The organism is Bacillus sp. 105MF (genome assembly GCF_000374885.1).
Classification (GTDB): domain Bacteria; phylum Bacillota; class Bacilli; order Bacillales; family Bacillaceae_G; genus Bacillus_A; species Bacillus_A pseudomycoides.
Genome location: NZ_KB895572.1, coordinates 67,471 through 79,530 on the forward strand (window position 1 = coordinate 67,471; position 12,060 = coordinate 79,530).

General features: G+C 35.5%; 11 protein-coding genes. 2 read left to right on the forward strand and 9 right to left on the reverse strand.

Annotated elements, in window-relative coordinates; genetic code table 11:
• The first annotated feature begins 149 nt into the window (after window positions 1–149).
• Together C564_RS0112560 and C564_RS0112565 are read left to right on the forward strand one after the other, a co-directional pair.
• A complete protein-coding gene (locus C564_RS0112560) occupies window positions 150–842 on the forward strand; it encodes a response regulator transcription factor (protein ID WP_018765560.1) in 693 nt (230 codons plus the stop codon).
• Window positions 839–2,212, forward strand: a complete 1,374-nt coding sequence (locus tag C564_RS0112565; RefSeq protein WP_018765561.1) for a sensor histidine kinase — start codon at window positions 839–841, stop codon at window positions 2,210–2,212. Before C564_RS0112560 ends, C564_RS0112565 begins: the two co-directional genes overlap by 4 nt.
• A gap of 57 nt (window positions 2,213–2,269) precedes the next feature.
• On the opposite strand, the gene C564_RS0112570 is transcribed toward C564_RS0112565, so the two are convergent.
• The 9 genes from C564_RS0112570 to treC all read right to left on the reverse strand — a co-directional run bounded on the left by C564_RS0112570 (window position 2,270) and on the right by treC (window position 12,053).
• Entirely contained in the window at window positions 2,270–2,650 is a 381-nt protein-coding gene (locus tag C564_RS0112570; protein WP_018765562.1) for an OsmC family protein, read from the reverse strand.
• Window positions 2,628–4,052, reverse strand: coding sequence for an amino acid permease (locus C564_RS0112575; RefSeq protein ID WP_003195221.1), 1,425 nt, complete (start codon window positions 4,050–4,052; stop codon window positions 2,628–2,630). The genes C564_RS0112570 and C564_RS0112575 overlap by 23 nt, the downstream gene beginning before the upstream one ends.
• A 233-nt stretch (window positions 4,053–4,285) precedes the next feature.
• A complete protein-coding gene (locus tag C564_RS0112580) occupies window positions 4,286–4,930 on the reverse strand; it encodes an amino acid ABC transporter permease (protein ID WP_003195223.1) in 645 nt (214 codons plus the stop codon).
• Window positions 4,931–5,587, reverse strand: a complete 657-nt coding sequence (locus C564_RS0112585; protein ID WP_026008548.1) for an amino acid ABC transporter permease — start codon at window positions 5,585–5,587, stop codon at window positions 4,931–4,933.
• Window positions 5,588–5,652: 65 nt separating this feature from the next.
• Window positions 5,653–6,483: a glutamate ABC transporter substrate-binding protein gene (locus C564_RS0112590; RefSeq protein ID WP_018765563.1), complete on the reverse strand. Its 831-nt coding sequence runs from the start codon at window positions 6,481–6,483 to the stop codon at window positions 5,653–5,655.
• A 12-nt stretch (window positions 6,484–6,495) separates the two neighbouring features.
• Complete coding sequence (locus tag C564_RS0112595; RefSeq protein ID WP_003195229.1) at window positions 6,496–7,224, reverse strand: amino acid ABC transporter ATP-binding protein; 729 nt, start codon at window positions 7,222–7,224, stop codon at window positions 6,496–6,498.
• A gap of 169 nt (window positions 7,225–7,393) precedes the next feature.
• A complete protein-coding gene (locus C564_RS0112600) occupies window positions 7,394–8,854 on the reverse strand; it encodes an alanine/glycine:cation symporter family protein (RefSeq protein WP_018765564.1) in 1,461 nt (486 codons plus the stop codon).
• 164 nt (window positions 8,855–9,018) lie between these two features.
• On the reverse strand, window positions 9,019–9,990 hold the full coding sequence (locus C564_RS0112605; RefSeq protein WP_003205891.1) for a phosphotransferase enzyme family protein: 972 nt from the start codon (window positions 9,988–9,990) through the stop codon (window positions 9,019–9,021).
• 401 nt (window positions 9,991–10,391) lie between these two features.
• Window positions 10,392–12,053 (reverse strand): alpha,alpha-phosphotrehalase, encoded by a 1,662-nt coding sequence (treC, locus tag C564_RS0112610; RefSeq protein ID WP_003195235.1) that lies wholly within the window; start codon window positions 12,051–12,053, stop codon window positions 10,392–10,394.
• Window positions 12,054–12,060: the final 7 nt, after the last annotated feature.

Genomic DNA, 12,060 nt, shown 5'->3' on the forward strand with positions numbered 1-12,060 from the left:
AGCCTATAATCTTTACCTAAAATGTAAATTTCAACTATACAATAACAAGCAATTCTGAAGAAATTATGCAGATGCATGATAATCTGCACCATTTCTTCAAGATTTTGCATTACACTTTTAGTAGTGAATACAAATACGGAGGATATTATATGATGGATATACTACTTGTAGATGATGAACCACGTATGCTCGAATTATTAACGCTTTATTTTACTCCTAGAGGATATAACTGCGTTTGTGCGACTTCTGGACAAGAAGCTATTTCTTATATAGAAAACCAAAGTTTTAAGTTTGTTCTTCTCGATATTATGATGCCGAAAATGGATGGTTGGGAAACATGTAACAGAATTCGTTCGTTTAGTAACGTTCCTATTATTATGGTAACCGCACGCGATCAGACGATTGATGTTATTCAAGGATTAAAAATCGGGTCTGATGATTATATAACAAAACCTTTTCATGAAGGTGAACTATTAGCACGTATTGAAGCAGTATTACGGCGCAGTAATCAACATGAGCAACTACGATATAAAGGAATTTTGTGGGATGAAGCGAAACACTTTATCTCCGTTTATGAACAAGAACTCCTTCTTACACCAATTGAATTTTCTTTACTTGGTTTATTTCTACGTCACGTGAACTACGTATTAAGTCGCGATCAGCTTATTGAGCGGATTTGGGGACTAGATACAAATACAGAGGATCGCACAGTGGATTCTCATATTCGTAACTTACGTGATAAATTGCGAAAGAACAATTTTCCAATTGACGAACATTTAAAAACTGTGTATGGAGTTGGCTACCGGTGGATTGACGCTGAAAATCAAGGAGTTACGCGATGAAACGAATTTCTGTTCAACTCGGATTTTACTTTTTAATTGTTACGCTTTTAATCGAAACCGTCCTATTTGTTTTACTCTATTATAGCCTTGTCAATACGAGGGTAAATGAGGAAATGACAGCATTATTAAAACGTGGAAATAGCCACCGAGATGTACTTGAGAAATATTTTGATTTCCAAACAATCTCTCATGTCGCTTTAATGGAGTCAGAAGCTGAAACAAAAGTTATTATTACAAACGCTCAGAAAAAAATATTAGCAAAATCTAATGATATAGATTCCACTATAAAGAGGCACATTATTGGAATGATAGCAAATACGAACCATAACGGAACGATCGTGGAGAACCACTGGAAAACTTCTAATTATATATGCACAGTTAGTCCAATAATAATAGAAGGAAAAACGCAAGGTTATGTTTATATGTTTCTTGGCACAAGCTCCATTAAAGAAATGATTGCAGGTCTTACAAAACAATTTCTTGTTGCTGGTGTTGTTACATTTATTTTAACAGTCATTACGATATTTCTTCTATCGCGTCTGTTAACAAAACCACTTCTCCGTATGAAGCATGCTACTGAAAAAATGAGTCATGGTGATTTATCCGTATCTCTAACTAGTACTCGAAATGATGAAATTGGTGAACTTGCAGGGTCTATCCAAACGCTCGCGAATGATTTACATTATATGAAAAAAGAACGCAGTGAATTTCTAGCAAGTGTCGCTCATGAACTAAGAACACCGCTAACTTATGTGAGGGGATATGCAGATATCGCCATGAAAAACCGTACATCTCCTAAGCAGCGCCAAAAATATTTATCAATTATAAAAGATGAAGCTGATTATATTACAAATTTAGTACAAGACTTATTCTTGCTTGCTCAAATGGAAAAACATAATTTTTCTATTCAAGCAAAGGAAGTACACTTGCAAACCTTTCTTTCTCGCATTGTTACAAAAGTGAATATAGTGTATGAAGCAAAACATATCATTGTTTCTTCAACATGTCCTTCTTCACTTTCTATAGCTCTTGATGAACAAAGGTTTGAACAAGTTATCATCAATATATTAAATAATGCGTATGTACACTCACCTGAACATTCTCGAATTACCATTTCCGTTACAGAGCATAATACACAACTTGAAATTGCCATCCAAGATACAGGAGAAGGAATTCCAGAAGAAGATATCCCACACATTTTCGAACGATTTTATCGCGTCGATAAAGCAAGATCTCGTTCAACTGGTGGAACTGGATTAGGACTTGCCATTGTAAAAGAAATAGTCGAACTACATGGCGGAGAAATTACTGTTACAAGTGAAGTAAATCAAGGTTCTTGCTTTACTATGTCATTGCCAATCAGTATGTAAAAAAGCTTAAGAGAATTTCTCTTAAGCTTTTTCGCACATTATTTGCTCTACAAAAGTTTATTCACCAATTAACTCAATTGTTTCCGTAATTTTTATACTATCCTTCACAGATTGAGCAATCGTACAATTCTTCACCGCAAGCTCTAACACTTTTTCTAACTGTATCTGTGTAATTCGTTCTGCTTTTATTTTATAGTGTAAATGAAGACTTTCTACCGGCCTTGGTAAAACTTCGTTTCTTCCAATTTCAGTTTCAATTGTAAACGTATCGTATGTAATACGCTTCTTTTCTAAAATTGTCCGAAATACAATTGCACTGCACCCTGCAATAGAGGAAACGAATAACTCTAACGGTGTATATCCACTTTCTTTTCCAATAGACAATTGACCATGTGAAAGTTCTGTCTCAATATCATCATGCTTGATTGTTAGTTTCATACGTTGTTCCCATCTCCACTTTCGTAATTTGCTTCCGTTTCTTATTTATATAATAATACACGTAACAGAAAATGATAAATGGAATGCCGCAATATAGCGCCATACGCTGTTCTGGAATGAATGCTAAACTAATAACAACAATGCTATTTGTAATTAACGCTAAAATAGGAACAATTGGATATAACGGTGTTCTATATTTTAAATCTTCTACTTTTCCGCCTTGCTTTACATACTGACTTCTAAATCGAAGTTGTGATAAAGCAATGATAATCCAACTTGCAACTGCAGATAAACCAGCAACAGATAATAAGTAAATATATACTGTATCCTCTGCCAAAAAGCTTGTTAGTAAAGATAATGCCGCTACTGCGATTGTAACTACTAATGCCGTAATCGGAATACCGCGTTTATTTACCTTTTTGAAGGAAGTTGGTGCCATTCCTTCATTTGCAAGTGACCATAGTATACGCGTCGCCGCATATAATCCTGAATTTGCTACAGATAATAAAGCAGTGATAATAACGAAGTTCATAATATCTGCTGCATATGGAATACCGATCTTATCAAATACAACAACGAATGGGCTTTCAATAACCCCTGCATCTTTCCATGAAATTAAACCTACTAAAATCGTCATTGTTAAAATAAAGAACAACATAATGCGCCATACTGTATTACGAATTGCACGTGGGATTGTTTTTTCCGGTTCTTGACTCTCTCCTGCTGCAATCCCAATTAACTCTGTTCCTTGGAAGGAAAAATTAACTGTAATCATTGTAAGAAGCACAGCAGCCAGTCCATTCGGGAACAATCCACCATCGCTCACAAAGTTAGAAAAAAGAGGCGCTGCTTCTTTTCCGTCATACGGTAAAAAACCAAATAACGCACTACCACCAAGAACAACAAATGCAATAATTGTAATTACTTTAATACTTGAGAACCAAAATTCTAATTCAGCATAACTCTTTGCTGAGATAGCATTTGACATATATAAAATAACTCCAAATACAAGACACCATACCCAAACATCTACAGTTGGAAACCATCTTTTCATCATTAAGCCGATAGACGTTAACTCTAAACCAACTGTAACTGCCCATCCAAGCCAATAAAGCCATCCAATCATAAATCCTGTTCCTGGACCGATAAACTTCGTCGCATATTTTTGGAAAGAACCAGAAACCGGCATCGCTACCGTTAGCTCACCAAGACAAAGCATTGTTAAATACATAATAAATCCACCGACTAAATAAGAAAGGATCGCGCCTCCTGGTCCTGCTTGGTTAATGGTATATCCTGATCCAAGAAAAAAACCTGTTCCAATTACACCTCCAAGTGCAATCATAAATAAATGTCTACTCTTCATCGTACGATGTAATTTCTCATTCGTTGTTTGCTGCATCGTAATCCTCCCCTACAAGTACCCTCTATCTCTTTTTAAAATTTTCTGATAATAAAAATATACACGAAAGCGGTTACAATTTCTATATAAAATTAAAACTTTTCTGATAAAATATAATGTTTTTTCATCTATCTTACAATTACACTACTAAAAAACTAAATATCTTCCAAATCCCAACTTTTAAACTATGTAAAAAACATAAAAAAACTCTCACATCTCATTTCATGTAAGAGTTAACGACTTTCTAATTTCCTAGACACAAGTGATAAACTGTAGTTGACAACAAAATACATACAAGCAACAAGTAGTAATGTAGGAATCATATAGTTTACGTTTTGTCCATTAATAATTTGGGCATTATGCATGAGTTCTGGCAAGGAGATAACAACCGCTAGTGACGTATCTTTTAATAACGAGATAAATTGACTGACGAGCGGTGGTACCATTCGTCTCAATGCTTGCGGTAAAATAATATGCCAAAGTGTTTGGATATATGATAATCCAGACGCGCGCGCTGCTTCAATTTGTCCTTTTTCAATCGATAATAAACCACTGCGAACAATTTCTGATATCATCGCTGCTTCAAATATCGTTAAAGCAACAATTGCTGCCGTTGTAATCTCTAATTTTAGCCCAGCTTCTGGGAGTGCAAAATATGTAAAGAAGATGATTAAAAGCAGTGGTAAATTTCGAATAATTTCAACGATAAAAGCTAGTAACTGTGATACGACTGGTATTTTTGCATATCGTAAAGTCCCCACTATACTACCAATAATAAAACTAAGTAAAATCGCTACAACAGCTATTTCTAATGTAACAAGTAGCCCTTTTAATAAAAATAAAACATGATCGCCTGTATAAGCACCTCGAAAATCCATTTACACCGCTCCTTTCGCTAAGCGTTTCTCAAAATAACGCACAAGCATACTAAGCGGTACAGTCAATAATAAATAAAACATACCAACAAATATATACACATCAAATGTAACAAATGTTCTTGTTGAAATTAAATCTCCTTGATACATCAAATCTGCTCCAGCAATAATGCCAAGGATAGATGAGTTCTTTACTAAATTGAGAAATTGATTACCTAATGGCGGAATTACTATTTTAATAGCTTGTGGTAAAACGATATAATACATCGCTTGCACGTACGTTAAGCCAGAAGAACGTGCTGCTTCCATCTGTCCTTTCGGAACTGACAAGATTCCAGCTCGAATTGCTTCTGCAATAAATGCGGCTGTATAGATTGTAAGTGCAGCCGTACCAGCAATAAAACCATTTAATGTAACACCCATTACCGGAAAAGCAAAATAAAATACAAACGCAATTAAAACAAGTGGAATATTTCGAATGAATTCTACATAAGCTGCGCCAAACCAATTCAAAACTCGAATGGGTGCAATTCGCATCACTGCCATAATCGTACCAAGAATGAAACTCCCAATCAGTGCAACAATGCTGGACATCACTGTATATTTAAATCCTTCTAAATACAAATCAAGATTGTTTGTAAGAATAGAAAAATCAGGCAAATGCTCCCCCTCTTTCTTTACAAGAAGAGGATGAGTATCTCTCATCCTCTTACTCTTTCTATACTTTACTTCTCTGGCTTTTCACCAATCCATTTTTCATATAATTTATCGTATTCTCCATTTGCTTTCATCTCTTTTAACAAATCATTAATTACCTTTGTTAAATCTGTTGCTCCTTTTTGAACAGCAATTCCATACGGTTCATCCGTGAAAATTTTTCCAACAACTTGATAATTTGCATCTTGTTTTGCCATACCGTATAAAATCGCATTATCTGTTGTAAGGACATCACCTTTCCCTGCTTTTAATGCTGTAAATGCTTCACTATAATTTTCAAATTCTAGCACCTTTGCTTCTGGTGATTTTTTACGAATATTTTGGGTAGAAGTTGATCCTTTTACCGCCAATACTGTCACACCGCTTTTCACATCATCAATACTCTTGATTTTGCTCTCTTTTTTCACAAGTAACGACTGTCCTGCTTTAAAATATACATCTGAAAAATCAACTTCTTTTTTACGCTCTTCTGTAATTGTCATCGTTGCGATAATCGTATCAATATCGCCGTTTTTCAACATTGGAATACGTGTTTTAGACGTCACTTCTTTGAATTCTACTTTACTCTCGTCTCCTAGAATTTTTTTCGCAAGCGCTTTGGCTATATCAACATCAAACCCTTCTACCTTCCCTGTTGCAGGGTCTTTCAATCCAAATAAGTTTGTATCATTCTTAACTCCGACTACTAATTTCCCACGCTTTTTAATTTGATCTACCACTTTTCCGCCCGAAGTTTCTTTAGAAACTTCTTTGGACGTTTCCTTCCCGCAACCTGCTACGATCAGAGTAAATAAACATGAAAATACAATTAAAACGAACAGTTTCTTCATCTTAAACATAAAACCCCTCCTCTAATGGTTTAACACTCGACTTAAAAATAATCGTGCTCTTTCTTGCTCTGGGTTTGCAAAGAAGTTCACTGGCTTTGTATCTTCAATGATTTGTCCTTCATCCATGAATATAATACGATCTGCTACTTCACGTGCAAATCCCATTTCATGGGTCACGACAACCATCGTCATCCCTTCCTTTGCTAAGGTTTTCATAACATCGAGCACTTCACCAATCATTTCTGGATCAAGTGCAGAAGTTGGCTCATCGAATAACATAATTTCTGGTTTCATTGCTAATCCCCTTGCGATTGCTACCCGTTGCTGTTGTCCCCCTGATAATTGCTGCGGATACACATTCGCTTTCTCTGGAATCCCTACTTTTTGCAAATAATACATTGCTGTTTTTTCCGCTTCTTCTTTTGAGATATTATTTACTTTTATCGGTGCAAGTGTAATATTTTGGAGCACTGTTTTGTGTGGATATAAATAAAAATGCTGAAATACCATTCCAATATTTCGGCGTAATTGATTCATATCTGTTTTCGGATTATGTACTTCCACATCTTGTACGACTAATTCTCCTTCTGTAATTGTTTCCAATTGGTTAATGCAGCGGAGCAATGTACTTTTTCCAGACCCTGATGGTCCAACAATTACAACTACTTCACCTTTTTGAACTTGTAAATTAATATTTTTTAAGACTTGAAAGCTACCATAAAACTTATTTACATTACGAAAGGCAATCAATTCGCTTCCTCCTTTCTTCTCTATTTCTATCGTATTTTAAATTGGGGCGATTATTTATAAAGTGAAATTTCTCTGCTTCAAATTTTATTCGGCCATGCAGACATAAATTCCCATTATTTGAACAATAACGAGCAGATATACTGCCCGTTATTGTTCTACAAGTACCTTATTATGACACTTCTTCTTTCTTATCTTTTCCGTATTCATGCTCCCAAAAATCAGCATTTTTGATTCCTAGCTCCTTTGGATCAAATACAGGATCTTTCCCTTCTTTTTTCTGCTTTTCATAGTCTTTCAGTGCTAGCAGTGCCGGTTTTTGTAAAAGTAAGATTGCAATGATATTGACCCATGCCATAATCCCTACACCGATATCACCAAGAGCCCAAGCAGTTGCTGCTGTTTTGACACAGCCGTAAAATACAACGCCTAAGAAAACAATTTTTAAAACAAGTGACATCCATGGACGATCTTTATCACGATTTAAATAAGTAATATTCGTTTCTGCAATGTAGTAATACGCCATAATCGTTGTAAAAGCAAAGAATAATAGGGAAATTGCAACGAAACCGTTTCCAAATCCAGGAAATACAGATTCAACTGCTGCCTGTGTGTACCCTGGTCCTGGTTCTGCACCATTCAATTTATTTACAATGAAATTTTTTCCGCTTGCATCAAATACGTTATACATGCCTGTAATAATCATCATAAATGCTGTTGCTGAACAAACAAATAATGTATCAATGTAAACGGAAAATGCTTGCACAAGGCCTTGCTTTGCTGGATGAGATACTTCAGCAGCAGCAGCAGCATGTGGCCCAGTTCCTTGACCTGCTTCATTCGAATAAATACCACGTTTTACTCCCCAAGAAATTGCTAAACCGATAATCCCTCCAAAAGCAGCCTCTAATGCAAATGCACTTTTTATAATTAACATAAATGCTTCAGGCAACTTTTCAATATTCATAAACACAATTACGCAAGCAACAAGTATATATCCAACCGCCATAAATGGCACAACAACCTGTGCTACGTTAACGATACGCTTAACCCCACCAAAAATAATAAGTGCTAATACAACAACTAATACTGCTCCTGATACAGATGTATTAATACCAAAAGCTGTTTCCAAACTCAAGGCAATACTATTCGCTTGCACACCTGGGAGTAACATTCCTGTTGCAAGAATGGTTGCAGCGACAAACACGAGTGCATACCACTTAACCCCTAATCCCTTTTCAATATAGTAAGCCGGGCCACCGCGGAATTGACCTTGATGCTTCGTCTTGTATATTTGAGCAAGTGTCGATTCCACATAAGCAGATCCTGCCCCTAAAAATGCTACAGCCCACATCCAAAAGACAGCTCCCGGACCACCAAATGCAACCGCTGTTGCTACACCAGCAATATTCCCTGTTCCAACGCGCCCAGATAAAGAAAGTGCTAACGCTTGGAAAGAAGAAACACCTGCTTCTGATTTTTCTCCTTGAAATGTAAGTCTCACCATTTCACCTGCATGCCTAACTTGTAAAAATCTCGTTCGAATTGAAAAATATAAACCTACTCCTAAACATAAATAAACAAGTGCGGGACTCCATACAATATTATTTAGCCAAGTAACGAAAGCTTCCAATCCATTCCCCCTCCTTTTCACTTTATAAAGAATATTCAGAATATACAAAAATTATAAAGGTATCTAAAGTCTATGACAATATTATTTTGATAAAACAAACATATTTTTGTATAAAAAAACAAAGTATATATTCGATCTATATACTTTGTTACGTTGCATGTGTATTATATATTCACAATTGCTTCCTGCTTTATAATTCTTACATAAATGGCATCTGCTAGTTTTTGAAAATGTACTGGCATTTCTTTTCCTTTGAATTTTTTCTGAATCGTACCATACAAACCAATATCACGAAGTCGTAAAAATAGTGGTAGCGATTCATACCAACTTTCCTCTAATTGATGTTCTAACTCGTATCCTTTTCGTAATACTTGCAGTTGTTTACGTGCAAACAATGTTTTCTCTTGTTCAGTCCATGCGGTTGAAAGAACGGAATAATAGATAACCATCGCCAAATCATGAATAAAGTAATTATAAGTCGCGTCATCAAAATCAAAAATCGTTAGCTCTTTCCCATCATAATGAAAATTCCCTTGATGAATATCACCATGCATAAGACCAAACGTTCTTTTTTCCATTGGAAGGGCCTTTATCTCTTCCATTAATATATAAGCTATATTTTGCACCTTTTCGTCATCTAACTCATCAATAATTGCTTTTTCTTCTACTTCCCACGTATCTCGATATTTCGTTTTTGGATAATCAATTGTAAGACGATGAAGTTGACCAATTGCTTTTCCCCATGCTTCAAAAAGGGGATCGCCCCAATAAATAGATGTTTCGCCCTTTACTCTTTCACCCGTTGCATAGGTAAAAAGAGAAACATAAAAAAATGTTCCATCTACTGCTTGTATTACTTCTACAAGTTTTTTAGATTTTGAATAATATGGCGCTGCAACCTTAGCTCCGTTCTCTGCAAGATACCGTAAAAAATCTAATTCTGCTTCTACTTGCTTTTCAGATCGATGTGAAGAGTGCGTTAATCTTAATACGTAAGATACTCCGCTTTCATCCTTTGCATGAAAAATATAATTTTCAAAATCACCTAGCGGATTTTCTTCAACTGTAACATTAAATCTTCTTGCAGCTTCTTCTAAAATTTTATTGGTAAAAACTCGTTCTACAGCTATTTCCATATGTAGCCCCTCCTTTATGTATCTCTATATTTAATTTACCATAAATATGGAAAATACTTCTATGAATATAATTAAAAAACTCTGCCTCTACCTAGAAATAGAATTTACATCTTTCAAAACGGTCCCTTCTTTCTTGTAGAAAATATATTTCCTCTATTATCCAACAAAAAAACGGAACTGGTAAAATGGAAGAACTTCCACTAGCCAATCACCGGCTGTGTACTAGGCCTAAAAAGGCAAGACACAATACTAGTATAAATCACATTCCATAAATTCCCTATTCATCAAATGATGTAATTGTACATACCATTGGACGTAACCTTTATAGTACAAAAAATATATAGTGGTGTTTTAAATCAAAAAGAGGTTGTATGTTATAAACATACAACCTCTTTTTTCAATCATTTAGTAAGTCGATACACAATGGATTCATACGGTCTAAGGATAAGCTTTCTAATATCTTCACCAGAATCCTCATAATTTGATAATAATACTTCTTGCTTCATTCCAGTTAACTGAACCTCATCTGGTACGGAATATGTGATTGTTTCCCCATAAAAATTATTTACAACCAACAATACTTCATTATCTAGCGTGCGTGTATACGCCCAAATATTTGGATGCTCTATATCTAAAACTGCATATTTACCTTCTGTAAGAACGTCATATGTTTTTCTAAGTTCAATTAGCTTTTTATAATGATAGAACACAGACTCTTTATCCTGTAGCGCTTTTTCCACATTTATTTCTTTTGCATTCTCCGCAACTGAAATCCAAGGTGTACTTGTTGTAAAACCACCATTCACTTCTCCATTCCACTGCATAGGCGTGCGCGAATTATCACGAGATTTTTGTTTCAGGATACCTATAATTTCTTCACCTGACATCCCTTGCGCCTTCTTCATCTTATAAATATTTAAAGATTCTACGTCACGATACTTACTAATATCATCAAAGTCCGGATTCGTCATCCCAATTTCTTCACCTTGATAAATATAAGGTGTCCCCTGTAACATATGCATCGCTGTTGCTAACATTTTTGCAGATTCATTTCGGTGCCGTTTATCATCACCAAAGCGAGAAACAATACGTGGTTGATCATGATTACACCAAAATAATGCATTCCAGCCGCCACCCTCTTGCATCTCGGTTTGCCACTTCGACATGATTTCTTTTAATTTCACAAAATCAAAATCCGCTTTCGTCCACTTGTCACCATTTGGATAATCTACTTTTAAATGGTGAAAGCTAAATGTCATACTTAATTCCTTCCGCTCTGGATTCGAATACTTGACACAATTCTCAATTGTCGTAGACGACATCTCTCCGACTGTAATCACATCTTTTCCTTCAAACACTTCACGATTCATCTCTTGTAAATATTCATGAACACGCGGTCCATCTGTATAATATTTACGTCCGTCGCTTGTAGCCGATGTTCCTTCATCATCTAAAAAATGCTGTTCTTTTGAAATTAAGTTAATGACATCCAGCCTGAATCCTCTAACACCTTTTTCAAGCCAAAAACGCATCATGTCGTATACTTCTTCTCGAAGTTTTTCATTTTCCCAATTTAAATCAGCTTGTGTTTTATCAAATAGATGTAAATAATATTGCCCTGTCTCTTCATCATATTCCCAAGCCGAACCGCCAAATTTAGATTGCCAATTATTCTTTTCATCACGCCATATATAAAAATCACGGTACGGGCTATTTTTATCTTCACTCGCTTCTTTGAACCATTTATGCTCCGTTGAGCTATGATTTACAACGATATCAAGCATAATATCAATCTCACGTTTTTTCGCTTCTGCTAGTAGCTCTTCAAATTCCTCCATCGTTCCATAAGACGGATCAATAGAATAATAATCACTTACATCATAGCCATTATCATTTTGCGGTGATTGGTATACCGGTGTTAACCAAATGTAATCCACTCCGAGTTCTTTTAAATAATCTAGTTTCTCTGTGACCCCTTTTATGTCACCGGTCTCTGTGTTGTAGTAACTATTAAAGCTTTTCGGATAAATTTGATAGACAACGCTTTTATGCCAATCTTTCATACTAAAC